The sequence below is a fragment of the Pseudomonas sp. GW823-FHT01D03 genome, from assembly GCF_058798255.1.
In genome coordinates this window covers 4,421,843-4,437,521 of record NZ_JBXAKK010000001.1, presented here as the reverse complement: position 1 = coordinate 4,437,521, position 15,679 = coordinate 4,421,843, and the positions used below count along the sequence as shown (strand labels likewise).

Genomic DNA, 15,679 nt, shown 5'->3' with positions numbered 1-15,679 from the left:
CGAGCTGTCTAAAATCCGTTATAAAGCTGCAATCTATTTATAGGCAGAGGGCCGCAGGGTTTGAGGAGTGAAGCTTTCAGTTGAAAAGCTGAAAAGCCTTTCTATACACTTACCCACTGGCCAGCTGCCTGAATTTGTCCATTAGGAGTGAAAACAAGGTATGAGCACCATCGAAGAGCGCGTCAAGAAAATCGTTGCCGAGCAACTGGGCGTTAAAGAAGAAGAAGTGGTCAACACTGCTTCCTTCGTTGAAGACCTGGGTGCCGACTCCCTTGACACCGTTGAGCTGGTGATGGCTCTGGAAGAGGAATTCGAGACCGAAATCCCTGACGAAGAAGCTGAGAAGATCACTACTGTACAAGCTGCAATCGACTACGTTACTAGCCACCAGGCGTAATAGTTTGTAATCGTTGTCTGCTGTCATGGAAAAACCGCACTGCCATCATGGCGTGCGGTTTTTTCTTTAGGCCTGATGCAAAGTCGTCATTTGAAAAAGGAGAGTGCTGTGTCGCGTAGACGCGTCGTAGTCACCGGTATGGGTATGTTGTCGCCACTGGGCACGGATGTGCCGAGCAGTTGGCAGGGCATTCTGGCTGGCCGCAGTGGCATTGGTCTGATCGAACACACCGACCTTTCTGCCTATTCCACCCGTTTTGGCGGCTCGGTAAAGGGCTTCAATGTCGAGGAATACCTGTCGGTCAAGGAAGCACGCAAGCTCGACCTGTTCATTCAGTACGGTCTGGCCGCGGGTTTTCAGGCTGTTCGCAACGCCGGTCTGGAAGTCACCGACGCCAACCGTGAGCGCATTGGCGTGGCCATGGGCTCGGGCATCGGCGGTCTGACCAACATCGAAGAAACCAGCCGGACCCTGCATGAGACGGGCCCGCGTCGAATCTCGCCATTCTTCGTGCCAGGCTCGATCATCAATATGATTTCCGGTTTTCTGTCCATCCACCTGGGTGCACAGGGGCCGAACTACGCCATTTCCACTGCGTGTACCACCGGTACGCACTGCATTGGCATGGCTGCGCGCAACATCATGTACGACGAAGCCGACGTGATGATCGCCGGTGGTGCCGAGATGGCCGCGTGCGGTCTGGGCATGGGCGGCTTCGGCGCGTCCCGTGCGCTGTCGACCCGCAACGACGAGCCGACTCGCGCCAGTCGTCCATGGGACAAGGGTCGTGATGGCTTCGTGCTGTCCGACGGTGCCGGTGCGCTGGTACTCGAAGAACTCGAGCACGCCAAGGCCCGTGGCGCCACCATCTACGCCGAGCTGATTGGCTTTGGCACCAGCGGCGATGCGTTCCACATGACCTCGCCGCCTGCTGATGGCGCCGGTGCAGCGCGCTGCATCACCAATGCGCTGCGCGATGCGAAGATCAACATCGAACAGGTGCAGTACATCAACGCCCACGGTACTTCGACCCCGGCCGGCGACCTTGCCGAAGCCAACGCGATCAAGACCGTGTTCGGTGATCACGCCTACAACCTGGCGGTCAGCTCCACCAAGTCCATGACCGGTCACCTGCTGGGTGCGGCGGGCGCGGTCGAGGCGATCTTCAGTGTGCTGGCGATCAACAGCCAGGTGGCCCCGCCAACCATCAACCTCGACGAGCCGGATGAAGGCTGCGATCTCGATTTCGTGCCGCACACTGCGCGCAACATGGACATCGACGTCGTACTGTCCAACTCGTTCGGGTTTGGCGGCACCAACGGTACGTTGGCGTTCCGCCGGTTCGCCGGTTGATGGAAAGCTGGGTCGACGGTCAACCGGCTGACGCTCTGTCGCTGAAAGATCGCGGCCTGGCTTACGGTGATGGTCTGTTCGAGACCATTGCCGTGCACGACGGCCAGCCTATATTGCTGGATCGTCACCTGACGCGTTTGGCCGAGGGCTGCTCGCGTCTGGCCATCGCCGCGGATATCGAGTGGGTTCGCAGCGAGCTACTGGCTTATGCCGCGGCAATGGGTGAGGGCGTGCTCAAGCTCATTCTCACCCGTGGTGACGGCTTGCGTGGCTACGCACCCGATCCTGCGGCACAGGGTCGACGCATTCTGCAAGGCAATCCGCCTGCTGCTTATCCTGCCGTGCATGGCGAGCAGGGCGTGCGCCTGTTTCCCTGCGTCACGCGATTATCCAACCAGCCGTTGCTGGCCGGTCTCAAGCATCTGAATCGTCTGGAGCAAGTGCTCGCCCGCGCCGAATGGCACGATGGCGAACATGCCGAAGGCTTGATGCTTGATCAGGCCGGGCGCGTCATCGAAGGCGTATTCAGCAACCTGTTTCTGGTGCGCGACGGCGTACTGATCACCCCGGATCTGAAGCGCTGTGGCGTGGCCGGTGTGATGCGTGCTGAAATATTGTTTCAGGCCGAGTCATTGGCCATCCCCACCCAAATCACCGACATCAGCCTCGAACAGCTGCAATGGGCTGATGAAGTCTTTGTTTGCAACAGCGTGTATGGCGTCTGGCCGGTACGTGCCTACGCTGCACTGAGCTGGCCGGTTGGCCCGCTCACCCGTAAACTGCAAACCATTGCCCGCGCGCTACTGGATGCTTGATTCGTGAGACGTAAACTCTTGCTGCTGCTGGAAACCGGACTGGTTCTGGCAGGGCTGCTGATGGGCGCCAGCGCCTGGAAAATTCATTCGGCGCTGGAACAGCCCCTGAACATCACGCAGGAAGAACTGCTGGATGTGCCAAAAGGCTCGACGCCGACCCGTACCTTTCTTGAACTCGAAACCGATGGGGTCATCAAGGACGCCTTCTGGTTGCGCATCTACTGGCGCTTCAATCTGGCCGGCACACCGATCCATACCGGCGAATACCGCATGCAGCCGGGGATGACCGTCAACGGTCTGATCGACCTGTGGAAGCGTGGCGAAGTGGTGCAGTACAGCCTGACGCTGGTCGAGGGCTGGAATTTCCACCAGGTCCGTGCCGCGTTGGCCAAAGATGAAAAGATCGAGCAGACCCTCAAGGGCTTGAACGATAGCGAAGTGATGGAGAAAATCGGCCATCGTGGGCTGTTCCCGGAAGGGCGATTCTTCCCGGATACCTACCGTTTCGTACGGGGCGTCTCCGACGTCGAATTGCTGAAGAAAGCTTTTGATCGTCTCGATGAAGTGTTGGCCAAGGAGTGGGAAAACCGCTCGGCCGATGCCCCGTACAGTGAGCCGTATCAGGCGCTGATCATGGCCTCGCTGGTAGAGAAGGAAACCGGTGTGCCGCAGGAGCGTGGGCAAATTGCCGGCGTGTTTGTGCGCCGTATGGCGCTGGGTATGCAGTTGCAGACCGACCCGACCGTGATCTACGGCCTGGGTGATCGCTACACCGGCAAGTTGACCCGTGCTCATCTCAAGGAGCCGACGCCGTACAACACCTATGTGATTCCCGGATTGCCGCCGACGCCGATTGCCATGGTCGGCCGCGAGGCGATTCACGCCGCGCTTAATCCGGTGGAAGGCAACAGTCTGTATTTTGTCGCCCGCGGCGATGGCAGCCATGTGTTCTCCGATGACCTGGATGCGCACAACAGTGCGGTGCGCGAGTTCCAGCTCAAACGCCGCGCCGATTACCGCTCCAGCCCGGCCCCGGCGAATGCGCCTGCCTCGGCGACGGAGGAGGCGATTCCCGCGGCGTCCCCGGATACCGCTCCTGAGGTGCTGCCGCAGGTTCCACCTCAGGATCCTGCGCCAGCCCCGGCCCCTGCTGCCGAGCCTGAGACAGCGGCACCGCAAAACGCGCAATGACTTTAATTAAGGACTGCCTGTGACTGGCTTGTTTATTACCCTGGAAGGCCCGGAAGGCGCCGGTAAGAGCACCAACCGCGAATACCTCGCCGAGCGTCTGCGCGCTGAAGGTATCGAAGTGGTGCTGACCCGCGAGCCCGGCGGTACGCCACTGGCCGAGCGCATTCGCGATGTGCTGCTGGCCCCGGCCGATGAAGTCATGAACCCCGACACCGAGCTGTTGCTGGTGTTCGCCGCGCGCGCCCAGCATCTGGCCGAAGTGATCCGCCCGGCGCTGGCTCGTGGCGCTGTGGTGCTGTGTGATCGTTTCACTGATTCGACGTACGCCTATCAGGGCGGCGGTCGCGGTTTGTCGCTGGAACGCATTGCTGCGCTGGAGACGTTCGTTCAGGGCGACCTGCGGCCGGATCTGACGCTGATTTTCGATCTGCCGGTAGAAATCGGCCTGGCCCGCGCTACTGCCCGTGGTCGGCTGGATCGCTTTGAACTGGAAGGCCGCGCGTTTTTCGAAGCGGTACGCAATGCGTTTCTGCAGCGCGCCGAAGCCGATCCTGCGCGCTATGTGCGCATCGATGCCGGGCAGCCACTGGTCAAGGTTCAGCAAGCGCTGGATACCTTGATTCCGAACTTGCGGGAGCTGATTCGTGGCTGAGGCCTACCCATGGCAGGACAGCCTCTGGCAGCAATTGGCCGGACGTAGCCAGCACGCCCACGCGTACTTGCTGCACGGCCCGGCCGGGATCGGCAAGCGCGCGCTGGCCGAGCGCCTGATGGCCAGCCTGCTGTGTCAGCGTCCGACGCCCGAGGCGTGCGGCGAGTGCAAATCCTGCCTGCTGCTCAAGGCTGGCAGCCACCCGGACAATTACATCCTTGAGCCGGAAGAAGCCGATAAGGCGATCAAGGTCGATCAGGTGCGCGATCTGGTCAGTTTCGTGGTGCAGACCGCGCAGTTGGGCGGGCGCAAGGTGGTGCTGATCGAGCCGGTGGAGTCGATGAACATCAACGCCGCCAACGCCTTGCTAAAAAGCCTGGAGGAGCCTTCCGGCGATACTGTGCTGTTGCTGGTCAGCCACCAGCCGAGCCGTTTGCTGCCGACAATCAAGAGCCGCTGCGTGCAGCAGGCGTGTCCGCTGCCGGGTGAGGCCATGAGCCTGCAATGGCTGGCGCAGGCGCTGCCGGAGTGCTCCGAAGAGGAGCGCATCGAATTGCTGACGCTGGCGGCAGGCTCGCCGTTGGCGGCAGTCAGTCTGCAGTCCCAGGGCGTACGCGAGCAGCGGGCACAGGTGGTCGAAGGGGTGAAGAAACTGCTCAAGCAGCAGCAATCGCCGACGCAACTGGCCGAAGAGTGGAAAAGCATTCCGATGCTGCGCCTGTTCGACTGGTTTTGCGACTGGTCGAGCCTGATCCTGCGCTATCAACTGACCCAGGATGAAGCCGGCCTCGGTCTGAGCGACATGCGCAAAGTTGTGCAGTACCTGGCGCAGAAAAGCGCCCAAGGCAAAGTCCTCGATATTCAGGACTGGATTCTCGCCCAGCGGCAGAAAGTCCTGAGCAAAGCCAACCTCAATCCGGCACTGCTGCTGGAGGCGTTGTTGGTGCAATGGGCGGGATTGCCTGGTCAAAGATAAGAATGTGTACCTAGACTCTGAACATCAGCAGTGGAGGTCAACATGAGTGAAGCCATTAGCCCGGGGCCGCGCAACGGCATCCTGTCCCTGACGATCAAGGACAAATCGGTGCTTTACGCCGCCTACATGCCGTTCATCAAGAACGGTGGCCTGTTCATCCCGACCAACAAGAGCTACAAGTTGGGCGACGAGGTGTTCATGTTGCTGAACCTGATGGATGAAGCGGAGAAGATTCCGGTGGCCGGCAAGGTCGCCTGGATTACCCCCAAAGGCGCGCAAGGCAACCGCGCAGCCGGCGTCGGCGTGCAATTCAATGAAGGCGACAACACCGCCCGCAGTCGCATTGAAACCCATCTGGCCGGAGCACTGAAGTCCGACCGTCCCACTCATACGATGTAAGTTGCAGTCCTTTTATGCTCGTAGATTCCCATTGTCACCTTGATCGCCTCGACCTCGCCGCCCATGACGGTTCGCTGGATGCTGCACTCGATGCGGCTCGCCAGCGCGGGGTAGGGCACTTCCTGTGTATCGGCGTGAGTGCCGACAACGCCGCCGACGTCAAAACCCTCGCCGAGCGCTATGACGACGTCGATTGTTCGGTCGGCGTGCATCCGCTGGATGTGCAACCGGGCGCGGCGCCTGCACTTGACTGGCTGCTGCACGAACTCAATCACCCGAAAGTGGTGGCGATCGGCGAAACCGGTCTGGATTATCACTACGAGCCGGAAGCCGCCGAGCTGCAGCAGGCATCCTTCCGCCTGCATCTGCAAGCCGCACAGCAGACCGGTAAGCCGGTGATCATCCACACCCGTGGCGCCCGTGCCGATACCCTTGAGCTGCTGCGAGAAGCGGCGTTGCCCCAGGCCGGTGTGCTGCATTGCTTCACCGAAGACTGGGACATGGCCAAAGCCGCGCTGGACATGGGCTACTACATTTCCCTGTCGGGCATCGTCACCTTCCGCAATGCCGACGCTCTGCGCGACGTGGCGAGCAAGGTGCCGGCCGATCGCTTGCTGGTGGAGACCGACTCGCCGTATCTGGCGCCGATCCCTTATCGCGGCAAGCCGAACCTGCCGCAGTACGTGCGTGAAGTAGCGGAGTTTCTGGCGATGCTGCGTGGGGAGAGTTACGAGCGGTTTGCCGAGCAGACCACCGAGAACTTCAAGCGGTTGTTTCCGCTGGCCTCTGTCAAATCTGTCATGTAGGTCATCGGCAAATCGCAGGCAAAAAAAACCCGGGTTCTGGGGGGTGAATCCGGGTTAAGACCATTAGGAGTAAAACAAAGGCACACGGTCCCTTGGTACCTTTACCGGCACGGCACTTGGGGGAGATGCCGCCCGACAGTTCAAGTATTGATCAGTCTGGCGTTCAGTCCAGTTAGCCGGTCGGGGTTTTTAAACAAATTTGGAATACGTGCGCTTCAGTTGAGTTCTCATTGTGCCCTCCGCGTTCGCAAAATGAACAAGAAACACAGATATGGTCGGATGATCCGTGCATTTTTGTGCAAGTTAGGCATAATACGCGGCTTCGAATTTTGACCCCTACAGACCTTTTCTTATGCACAAAGAACCCCGTAAGGTCCGTGAGTTTCGTCGCCGCGAGCAAGAAATTCTCGATACCGCGCTCAAGCTGTTCCTCGAACAAGGTGAAGACAGTGTCACCGTCGAGATGATTGCTGATGCCGTGGGTATCGGCAAAGGCACGATCTACAAGCATTTCAAATCCAAGGCCGAGATCTATCTGCGGCTGATGCTCGATTACGAGCGCGATCTGAATGAGCTGCTGCATTCGGCCGATGTCGACAAGGACAAGGAAGCGCTGTCCCGTGCCTACTTCGAATTCCGCATGCGCGACCCGCAGCGCTACCGCCTGTTCGACCGTCTCGAAGAGAAGGTCGTAAAAGGCAATCAGGTGCCGGAAATGGTCGAGGAGCTGCACAAGATCCGTGCCTCGAACTTCGAACGCCTGACCCTGCTCATCAAGGGCCGGATCAGCGAAGGCAAGCTCGAAGACGTGCCGCCGTACTTCCACTACTGCGCGTCCTGGGCGTTGGTGCACGGCGCGGTGGCGCTGTATCACTCGCCGTTCTGGAGCAATGTGCTGGAAGATCAGGAAGGCTTCTTCCAGTTCCTGATGGACATCGGCGTGCGCATGGGCAACAAGCGCAAGCGTGATCCGGAAACGCCGAGCAGCTGAATCATTCAGCGGCCTTATTGCGCCATGATTTCGCTACATGACGCAGTACCGCAGGAATATACTCAGGCATAGGGCTTGCTAAAACTTGATTTGTGAGTCAAGTTTTAGCGGCTCGAAAATCTATCGCCGGAGTGATCATGATCGTTGACCGTCAAGGCAGGCGTTTTCGCAATTTGCGCATCAGCCTGACTTCAGCCTGCAATTACGCCTGTACCTACTGCGTGCCCAACGGCAAGCGGCTGGTGGCTGCGCAGGATGAGCTGTCGGCCGAGGCTATGGCGCGCGGCGTGGCTTATCTGATCGAAGCCGCTGGCATCGAGCGCTTGCGTATCACCGGTGGTGAGCCGCTGGTCAGCCCCAAACTCGAATCGTTCATGAGCGCCGTCGGCAAGATGGGCCTGGAAGACATCAGCCTGACCACCAATGGTCAACTCCTGGCGAAAAAACTGCCGCTGCTGGTAGACGCCGGTCTGCGCCGGATCAACGTATCCCTCGATACCCTGGATGCCGGTGCGTTCCGCAGTATCGCCCGTGGCGGCGATCTGGCGACCGTGCTCGATGGCATGGATCAGGCAAAAGCCGCCGGGCTGAAGATCAAAGTCAACATGGTGCCGTTGCGCGGGCAGAACCTGGATCAGGTGATGCCGCTGCTCGATTATTGCCTGGAGCGCGGCTACGAGTTGCGCTTCATCGAGTTGATGCGCATGGGCCATCTCGCCACCGACTCCAACGCCTTTCTGCAACAGTTCGTCAGCCTGCAGCAACTGCTGAGCCTGATCGGCGAGCGCTACGAGTACGCCCAGGCCGATGCGCCGGTGGATGCCACGGCCGTGCGCTATGCGATCCCGGGCCTCGGCCATTTCGGCGTGATCGCCAACGAAAGTGTGCCGTTCTGCCGGACCTGTTCGCGTCTGCGCCTGTCATCGACGGGCTGGCTGCATGGCTGCCTGTCGTCGAGCAATCGCCACTACGTCGGTGATCTGCTCGACAAGCCGCGTCATCAGGCGTTGCCGGCTCTGCAGCGTCTGCTGGTCAAGGCGTTGGGCGACAAGCAGGAAGTGGCGTTCTCCGGTGGTGCGACCGTCATGAAGATTATCGGCGGCTGATCCCTCCCATTCGCGAGCAAGCCCGCTCCCACAGGGTTTTTCGTAATCCTGTGGGAGCGGGCTTGCTCGCGAAAGCGATTCATCATTCGACGAAGATCCTGAGCTGGCGCAAAAGCTGCATCCAACGGCCATTCGCCGGTTTTCCGTCACCGGCTTCTGGAGGATGAGGATGCGTAGCCTGGTTTTGCTGCTGGCCGTTTTGGCGCTTGGCGGCTGTATGACTGTCAGCGATATGGCCGAAGGCACTCGCTATCAGATGAGCGACGCGGGGCTGCTGGATCACAGCGACAGCCGTCGGGTGAACAACTTCCGCATTCAGCCGGATTCGTTCATCTACATTGCTCAGGGCGCATTTGCGCCGCCGGGTGGCTCTTACCCACGGCCGAACGTGGTGGCCGAAGAAGCCTTCAAGGGCTTTGTCGAATACTTCCCGATGGTCCGCCGTGCCCGTGCCCCGGAAGGCCTTGATCAGGCGATGGGCGAAGCGCGCGATGCCGGCGCCCACTACCTGCTGTACACCCGTTTTGCCAAGGCTGACGACCGCATCGGCAACTCCGATGAGTGGCTCGATCAGGAAGCCGTGGATCGCCTCGGCATCGACGGCGGGGTGATTCAGATCATGTTGATCGAGACCAGCACCCAGTATTTGATTGATACTGCACGGATCAAGAGTCGTGGCGGTTTACTGACGTTCCACGACAACAAGCCTGAAGACCTGATCGGCCCGCCACTGGCGCAGTACGCGCGCAGCCTGCTGGGAGTCAGCGACCAATAAACCAAGGAGTACGCCATGAGTGGCCCGCAAAAAGCCAATGACCTGTTGGGACAGATCCCCAAAACCAAAGGCCTGCCGCCGGTGCACTTGTGGAACCCGGACTTCTGCGGCGACATCGACATGCGTATCGCCCGCGATGGCACCTGGTATTACCTGGGAACGCCGATCGGGCGCAAGCCGATGGTCAAGCTGTTCTCCACCATCATCCGTCGCGACGGCGATGATTACTTCCTGATTACCCCGGTCGAAAAGGTCGGGATCAAGGTCGACGATGCGCCGTTCGTGGCGATTGCCGTGGAAGCCGAAGGCGAGGGCGAAGCGCAGGTCCTGCGTTTCACCACCAACGTTGAAGAGACCGCCGAGGCCGGGCCGGAACATCCGATCCGCGTCGAGATCGACCCAACAACCCAGGAACCCGCGCCTTACGTGCATGTGCGCACCAACCTCGAAGCGTTGATTCACCGCAATGTGTTTTACCAACTGGTGGAACTGGCGGTCAGTCGTGAGATCGATGGGCAGCGCTGGTTGGGCGTATGGAGTGGCGGCGAGTTCTTCCGCATCGGCCTCGAACCCTGACAATGAATCAAATGTGGGAGGGACAACCTGAAAATCTGATTTGACACCCAATCATATGATCATTAGCGTGGACACCCATCGGCAAGCGCTTTGAGGTGTCCATGTCCAGCAGCTTTCATGCATCAACGGTCGATTGGCTGGGCAGCTGGATTGCCGCTGGCCAGGTCAAACCGGGGCAGGCGATCAAGGTCGAGGCGGATCTGGGCGAGCAGTTAGGTGTCAGCCGCACGGTGATTCGCGAAGCGATCAAGACCCTGGTCGCCAAAGGCATGCTCGAAGTCGGGCCTAAGGTTGGCACTCGCGTGTTACCGGTACGGCGCTGGAACCTGTTCGATCCGCAAGTGGTTGGCTGGCTGTCGCGCAACGGCCTGCCGGAAAACTTTGTTGATGATCTGCTCGACCTGCGTCGCACCATCGAACCGATGGCCGTGCGCTGGGCCTGCGAGCGCGCCAGCCTGGAGCAGATTCACGCGGTGCAACTGGCCTACAACGCACTGGAACGGGCGGTCGACAGCGGCATCGATTACAACCGTGCCGACCAGGCCTTCCACGAATGCATTCTGGCGGCCAGCCACAATCAGTTCATCGAACAAATGGTCCCGGCCCTCGGCGCCTTGCTCGCCGTGTCGTTTGAAGTCTCCGCTGCCGACCCCGATGAACTGCGTCGCACATTGCCGATCCACAAAGACATGGCCGACGCCATCGCCGCCCGCGATGCGGCGCGCGGCGTATGGGCCTGCATGACACTGATCGACAACGCCGACCTGGCGATCAAACGCTTTTACCCGCAGGTGATGGCCGACAAAAAAGCCAGCTGACAACACAAATCCCCCTGTAGGAGTGAGCCTGCTCGCGATGGCGGTGGGTCAGTCACAATCGTCGTCACTGACCCATCGCCATCGCGAGCAGGCTCACTCCTACAGTTAAAACAACAACATGAAGGATTCGATATGCCGTTGACCGCCGTAACCCAACACCGCGCCAAGCTCGGCGAAGGGCCATTCTGGGACGCCCCGACCCAGGCGCTGTACTGGGTCGATATCGCCGGCAAGCAGGCGTTGCGGCTGATCGGCAACAACGTGCAGATCTGGCAGATGCCCGAGCACGTTTCCGCGTTCATCCCTTGTGCCAGTGGCGACGCGTTGGTGACCTTGAGCAGCGGCGTATACCGCCTGGACCTCGATTCCCCCGGTCTCGAACCACGCCTCACGCTGTTGTGCATCGCCGACCCGCAACCGGGCAATCGGCCCAACGAGGCACGCTGCGACACCCAGGGCCGACTGTGGCTCGGCACCATGCAGAACAACATCGGCGACAACGGCGAAGACCTGTCGATCGAGCGTCGTTCCGGTGGCTTGTTCCGCATTGATCCCGACCGGCGTGTCACGCCATTGCTGCTCGGTCTCGGCATTCCCAACACGTTGTTGTGGAGCGACGACGGCACCACGCTGCTGTTCGGCGACAGCCTCGAAGGGGCGCTCAATCGCTATTTCATTCACACCGACGGCAATCTCGGCAACGCCGAAATCTGGTACGGCCCCGACGAGAACGGCGGCCCGGATGGTTCGGCAGTCGACGCCGAAGGGTATGTGTGGAACGCGCGTTGGGACGGCAGCTGCCTGTTGCGCCTGACGCCGGACGGCAAGGTTGATCGCAGATTCGACCTGCCCGTCAGCCGGCCAACCAGTTGCGTATTCGGCGGCGAAGACCTGAAAACCCTGTACCTCACCAGCGCCCAGAGTCCGCACAACCATCCGCTGGATGGCGCAGTTCTGTCGATGCGGGTCGATGTGCCGGGCAAACTTTGCACGCGCTTTGCTGGCTAAATCCCAGAATATGGGATGCAAAATTATATATTGAGATTATTCCGCAGTCGGGTTTATAGTCGGCTCCAGCAGTAACACGCACTCACACTTAAAAAGAACAAAACAGGTGAAGTGATGCAGCGAACCTCTATCGCACTCCTTAGCGGAGTCAGCGTCTCGCAACGGCCCGGCGTCGCTCGCCGCGCCTGCCTGTTTCGTTTTCACAGTTTTCCAGACCGGACATCGACAGATGCCCGGTTTTTTTGTGCTGACGAACAGGAGGCCTGATCAATGGCTGAACCTCTTTCCTTGCCGCCGGTGCCCGCGCCGCCGAAGGGTGAGCGTTTGAAAAACAAAGTGGTGCTGCTCACCGGCGCCGCGCAAGGCATCGGCGAGGCGATCGTTGCCACTTTCGCCTCGCAGCAGGCCAGACTGGTGATCAGCGATATTCAGGCAGAGAAGGTCGAGAAGGTTGCCGCCCAGTGGCGCGACAATGGCTACGACGTGCAGGCGATCAAGGCCGATGTCTCGCGCCAGCAAGACTTGCATGCCATGGCCAAACTGGCGGTTGAGCTGCACGGGCGCATCGACGTGCTGGTCAACTGCGCCGGGGTCAACGTGTTCCGCGACCCGCTGCAAATGACCGAAGAAGACTGGCGTCGTTGCTTCGCCATTGATCTGGACGGTGCCTGGTACGGTTGCAAAGCCGTGTTGCCGCAGATGATCGAGCAGGGTGTCGGCAGCATCATCAACATTGCCTCGACCCATTCCAGCCACATCATTCCCGGCTGCTTCCCGTACCCGGTGGCCAAGCACGGCCTGCTCGGACTGACACGAGCACTGGGCATCGAATACGCGGCGAAGGGTGTTCGGGTCAACGCCATCGCTCCGGGGTACATCGAGACGCAACTCAACGTCGATTACTGGAACGGTTTTGCCGATCCGCACGCCGAGCGTCAGCGCGCGTTCGATCTGCACCCGCCAAAACGCATCGGCCAGCCGCTCGAAGTGGCGATGACCGCAGTGTTCCTGGCCAGTGATGAAGCGCCGTTCATCAACGCCTCGTGCATCACCATCGATGGTGGTCGCTCGGTGATGTACCACGACTGAGTGGATCGTGTTTCAGGCGGTGAACTCCGCGTGAAATCCAATCATCATACGATATGACTATTTTTGTCCTACATTGCAAAACCAGGCTTTAACGCTTTTCAAATAACGCTCAAAAAAAATAACAAGGAGTCAGCTTATGAAACGTCGTTTCGGGATTCGTACCCTGTGCAGTGCCGCCCTGGCGGTCACCGCGTTCAGTCTGAGCAGTACGCTGCTCGCTGCCGATGCCGTGAAAATCGGTTTCCTGGTCAAGCAGGCTGAAGAGCCGTGGTTCCAGACCGAGTGGGCTTTTGCTGAAAAAGCCGCCAAGGATAAAGGCTTCGAACTGATCAAGATCGCCGTGCCAGACGGCGAGAAAACCCTCTCGGCCATCGACAGCCTCGCGGCCAACGGTGCCAAAGGCTTCGTGATCTGCCCGCCGGACGTCTCGCTCGGCCCGGCGATCATGGCCAAAGCCAAACTCAACGACCTCAAAGTGATTGCCGTGGACGACCGTTTCGTCGACGCCAACGGCAAGTTCATGGAAGACGTGCCGTACCTCGGCATGGCCGCGTTCGAAGTCGGCCAGAAGCAGGGCAACGCGATGGTTGCCGAAGCGAAGAAACGCAACTGGGACTGGAAAGACACTTACGCGGTGGTCAACACCTACAACGAACTCGACACCGGCAAGAAGCGCACCGACGGTTCGATGAAGGCGCTCGAAGACGCCGGCCTGCCGAAAGACCACATCCTGACCGCAGCGCTGAAAACCCTCGATGTGCCGGGCAGCATGGACGCCACCAACTCGGCGCTGGTCAAGCTGCCCAGCGCGGCGAAGAACCTGATCATCGGCGGCATGAACGACAACACCGTGCTCGGCGGCGTACGCGCCACCGAAGCCGCCGGGTTTGCCGCGGCCAACGTGATTGGCATCGGCATCAACGGCACCGACGCCATCGGCGAGCTGAAAAAGCCCAACAGTGGTTTCTTCGGTTCGATGCTGCCAAGCCCGCACATCGAAGGCTACAAGACCGCCGAGATGATGTACGAGTGGGTCACCACCGGCAAAGAGCCGCCGAAGTACACGGCGATGGACGACGTCACCCTGATCACCCGCGAGAACTTCAAGCAAGAGCTGGAAAAAATCGGCCTGTGGAATTGATGGCTGCTCGATCGGTGTGAAGAGGTGACTCAGATGCACGCGCAAGTACACACACATGAAAACAGCGCCGGCGGCAGCCTGCGCTTCAACGGGATTGGCAAGACCTTCCCCGGGGTCAAGGCGCTGGACGCCATCAGCTTCGTCGCCCACCCGGGGCAGGTGCACGCCTTGATGGGCGAGAACGGCGCCGGCAAATCGACCCTGCTGAAAATCCTCGGCGGGGCCTACATCCCGAGCAGCGGCGAGTTGCAGATCGGCGAGCAGACCATGGCGTTCAAGTCGACCGCCGACAGCATCGGCAGCGGCGTCGCGGTGATTCACCAGGAGCTGCATCTGGTGCCGGAAATGACCGTCGCCGAGAACCTGTTTCTCGGCCATCTGCCGGCCAGTTTCGGCCTGATCAACCGTGGCGTCCTGCGCCAGAATGCCTTGGCCTGCCTCAAGGGCCTGGCCGACGAAATCGATCCGCAGACCAAGGTCGGGCGCCTGTCGCTCGGTCAGCGGCAACTGGTGGAAATCGCCAAGGCGCTGTCCCGTGGCGCGCATGTGATCGCCTTCGATGAGCCGACCAGCAGCCTCTCGGCGCGCGAAATCGACCGTTTGATGGCGATCATCAGTCGCCTGCGGGACGAAGGCAAAGTGGTGCTCTACGTCTCGCATCGCATGGAAGAAGTGTTCCGCATTTGCGACGCGGTGACGGTGTTCAAGGATGGCCGTTATGTGCGCACCTTCGATGACATGAGCCAGTTGACCCACGATCAACTGGTGACCTGCATGGTCGGCCGCGACATTCAGGACATCTACGATTACCGCAGTCGCCCGCGCGGCGCGGTGGCGTTGAAGGTCGACGGTTTGCTTGGCCCGGGCCTGCGTGAGCCGGTGAGTTTCGAGGCGCACAAGGGCGAGATTCTCGGCCTGTTCGGCCTGGTCGGGGCCGGGCGCACCGAGCTGTTCCGGCTGCTCAGCGGGCTTGAACGCACCACCGCCGGCCGCCTCGAATTGCGCGGTCATGAATTGAAATTGCGCTCACCACGCGATGCGATTGCCGCCGGGATCCTGCTGTGCCCCGAGGACCGTAAAAAAGAGGGGATCATCCCGCTGGCCAGCGTTGCCGAGAACATCAACATCAGCGCGCGCGGCGCCAATGCCAGCCTCGGCTGCCTGCTGCGCGGGCTGTGGGAGAAGGGCAACGCCGACAAGCAGATCAAGGCGCTGAAAGTCAAAACCCCGCACGCCGGTCAGCCGATCAAATTCCTGTCCGGCGGCAATCAGCAGAAGGCGATTCTCGGTCGCTGGCTGTCGATGCCGATGAAGGTCCTGCTGCTCGACGAGCCCACTCGCGGCATCGACATCGGCGCCAAGGCCGAGATCTACCAGATCATCCATAACCTGGCCGCCGACGGCATTTCGGTGATCGTGGTGTCCAGCGACCTCATGGAGGTGATGGGCATTTCCGACCGCATTCTGGTGCTCTGCGAAGGCGCGCTGCGCGGCGAAGTCAGCCGCGACCAGGCCAATGAATCCAACCTGCTGCAACTGGCTTTGCCGCGCCATCGCGCTGACGGCGTGGCGAACTGAGAGGTGAA

17 protein-coding genes are annotated in these 15,679 nt (G+C 60.2%); all 17 read left to right on the top strand.

All coding sequences use genetic code 11. The annotated features are described in order from the left end of the window. Positions 1-160: 160 nt before the first annotated feature. The 17 genes from acpP (at position 161) to araG (ending at position 15,671) form a co-directional block, all read left to right on the top strand. Positions 161-397: an acyl carrier protein gene (acpP, locus tag AC1RBR_RS19495; protein WP_003175607.1), complete on the top strand. Its 237-nt coding sequence runs from the start codon at positions 161-163 to the stop codon at positions 395-397. 108 nt (positions 398-505) lie between these two features. Beyond that, positions 506-1,750: a beta-ketoacyl-ACP synthase II gene (gene fabF, locus AC1RBR_RS19490; protein WP_430289922.1), complete on the top strand. Its 1,245-nt coding sequence runs from the start codon at positions 506-508 to the stop codon at positions 1,748-1,750. Then, the gene (gene pabC, locus AC1RBR_RS19485; RefSeq protein WP_492566191.1) at positions 1,750-2,565 is read left to right on the top strand and encodes an aminodeoxychorismate lyase; all 816 of its coding nucleotides are present in this window, start codon (positions 1,750-1,752) and stop codon (positions 2,563-2,565) included. The genes fabF and pabC overlap by 1 nt, the downstream gene beginning before the upstream one ends. Before the next feature lie 3 nt (positions 2,566-2,568). Next, positions 2,569-3,756 carry an endolytic transglycosylase MltG gene (mltG, locus tag AC1RBR_RS19480; protein ID WP_492566189.1) on the top strand — a complete coding sequence of 396 codons (1,188 nt, stop codon included), beginning with the start codon at positions 2,569-2,571 and terminating at the stop codon, positions 3,754-3,756. A 19-nt stretch (positions 3,757-3,775) separates the two neighbouring features. After that, positions 3,776-4,408 carry a dTMP kinase gene (tmk, locus tag AC1RBR_RS19475; protein WP_492566187.1) on the top strand — a complete coding sequence of 211 codons (633 nt, stop codon included), beginning with the start codon at positions 3,776-3,778 and terminating at the stop codon, positions 4,406-4,408. After that, positions 4,401-5,384: a DNA polymerase III subunit delta' gene (locus tag AC1RBR_RS19470; protein WP_115984088.1), complete on the top strand. Its 984-nt coding sequence runs from the start codon at positions 4,401-4,403 to the stop codon at positions 5,382-5,384. Before tmk ends, AC1RBR_RS19470 begins: the two co-directional genes overlap by 8 nt. Positions 5,385-5,426: 42 nt before the next feature. Then, complete coding sequence (locus tag AC1RBR_RS19465) at positions 5,427-5,783, top strand: PilZ domain-containing protein (protein ID WP_492566185.1); 357 nt, start codon at positions 5,427-5,429, stop codon at positions 5,781-5,783. Between the two features lie 14 nt (positions 5,784-5,797). Then, positions 5,798-6,589: a TatD family hydrolase gene (locus AC1RBR_RS19460; RefSeq protein ID WP_481395551.1), complete on the top strand. Its 792-nt coding sequence runs from the start codon at positions 5,798-5,800 to the stop codon at positions 6,587-6,589. Positions 6,590-6,941: 352 nt separating this feature from the next. Then, positions 6,942-7,580, top strand: coding sequence for a TetR/AcrR family transcriptional regulator (locus AC1RBR_RS19455; protein WP_007950805.1), 639 nt, complete (start codon positions 6,942-6,944; stop codon positions 7,578-7,580). A 137-nt stretch (positions 7,581-7,717) separates the two neighbouring features. Beyond that, a complete protein-coding gene (locus AC1RBR_RS19450) occupies positions 7,718-8,686 on the top strand; it encodes a GTP 3',8-cyclase MoaA (protein WP_103484729.1) in 969 nt (322 codons plus the stop codon). Between the two features lie 169 nt (positions 8,687-8,855). Then, on the top strand, positions 8,856-9,461 hold the full coding sequence (locus AC1RBR_RS19445; protein WP_115984085.1) for a DUF4823 domain-containing protein: 606 nt from the start codon (positions 8,856-8,858) through the stop codon (positions 9,459-9,461). Positions 9,462-9,476: 15 nt separating this feature from the next. Next, positions 9,477-10,037: a DUF1285 domain-containing protein gene (locus tag AC1RBR_RS19440; protein ID WP_247840470.1), complete on the top strand. Its 561-nt coding sequence runs from the start codon at positions 9,477-9,479 to the stop codon at positions 10,035-10,037. Positions 10,038-10,138: 101 nt separating this feature from the next. Continuing rightward, positions 10,139-10,855, top strand: coding sequence for a FadR/GntR family transcriptional regulator (locus tag AC1RBR_RS19435; protein ID WP_115984084.1), 717 nt, complete (start codon positions 10,139-10,141; stop codon positions 10,853-10,855). Between the two features lie 132 nt (positions 10,856-10,987). Then, a complete protein-coding gene (locus AC1RBR_RS19430; protein ID WP_492566183.1) occupies positions 10,988-11,863 on the top strand; it encodes an SMP-30/gluconolactonase/LRE family protein in 876 nt (291 codons plus the stop codon). 270 nt (positions 11,864-12,133) lie between these two features. After that, entirely contained in the window at positions 12,134-12,952 is an 819-nt protein-coding gene (locus AC1RBR_RS19425) for an SDR family oxidoreductase (protein WP_492566181.1), read from the top strand. A gap of 136 nt (positions 12,953-13,088) precedes the next feature. Then, on the top strand, positions 13,089-14,093 hold the full coding sequence (locus AC1RBR_RS19420) for a substrate-binding domain-containing protein (protein ID WP_027612369.1): 1,005 nt from the start codon (positions 13,089-13,091) through the stop codon (positions 14,091-14,093). A 33-nt stretch (positions 14,094-14,126) separates the two neighbouring features. Continuing rightward, complete coding sequence (araG, locus tag AC1RBR_RS19415; protein WP_492566180.1) at positions 14,127-15,671, top strand: L-arabinose ABC transporter ATP-binding protein AraG; 1,545 nt, start codon at positions 14,127-14,129, stop codon at positions 15,669-15,671. Positions 15,672-15,679 lie beyond the last annotated feature (8 nt).

Coding starts and splice junctions, on each gene's coding strand:
- acpP (WP_003175607.1), top strand. CDS start 161: ATGAGCACCATCGAAGAGCGCGTCAAGAAAATCGTTGCCGAGCAACTG.
- pabC (WP_492566191.1), top strand. CDS start 1,750: ATGGAAAGCTGGGTCGACGGTCAACCGGCTGACGCTCTGTCGCTGAAA.
- AC1RBR_RS19465 (WP_492566185.1), top strand. CDS start 5,427: ATGAGTGAAGCCATTAGCCCGGGGCCGCGCAACGGCATCCTGTCCCTG.
- AC1RBR_RS19460 (WP_481395551.1), top strand. CDS start 5,798: ATGCTCGTAGATTCCCATTGTCACCTTGATCGCCTCGACCTCGCCGCC.
- AC1RBR_RS19455 (WP_007950805.1), top strand. CDS start 6,942: ATGCACAAAGAACCCCGTAAGGTCCGTGAGTTTCGTCGCCGCGAGCAA.
- AC1RBR_RS19450 (WP_103484729.1), top strand. CDS start 7,718: ATGATCGTTGACCGTCAAGGCAGGCGTTTTCGCAATTTGCGCATCAGC.
- AC1RBR_RS19445 (WP_115984085.1), top strand. CDS start 8,856: ATGCGTAGCCTGGTTTTGCTGCTGGCCGTTTTGGCGCTTGGCGGCTGT.
- AC1RBR_RS19440 (WP_247840470.1), top strand. CDS start 9,477: ATGAGTGGCCCGCAAAAAGCCAATGACCTGTTGGGACAGATCCCCAAA.
- AC1RBR_RS19435 (WP_115984084.1), top strand. CDS start 10,139: ATGTCCAGCAGCTTTCATGCATCAACGGTCGATTGGCTGGGCAGCTGG.
- AC1RBR_RS19430 (WP_492566183.1), top strand. CDS start 10,988: ATGCCGTTGACCGCCGTAACCCAACACCGCGCCAAGCTCGGCGAAGGG.
- AC1RBR_RS19425 (WP_492566181.1), top strand. CDS start 12,134: ATGGCTGAACCTCTTTCCTTGCCGCCGGTGCCCGCGCCGCCGAAGGGT.
- AC1RBR_RS19420 (WP_027612369.1), top strand. CDS start 13,089: ATGAAACGTCGTTTCGGGATTCGTACCCTGTGCAGTGCCGCCCTGGCG.
- araG (WP_492566180.1), top strand. CDS start 14,127: ATGCACGCGCAAGTACACACACATGAAAACAGCGCCGGCGGCAGCCTG.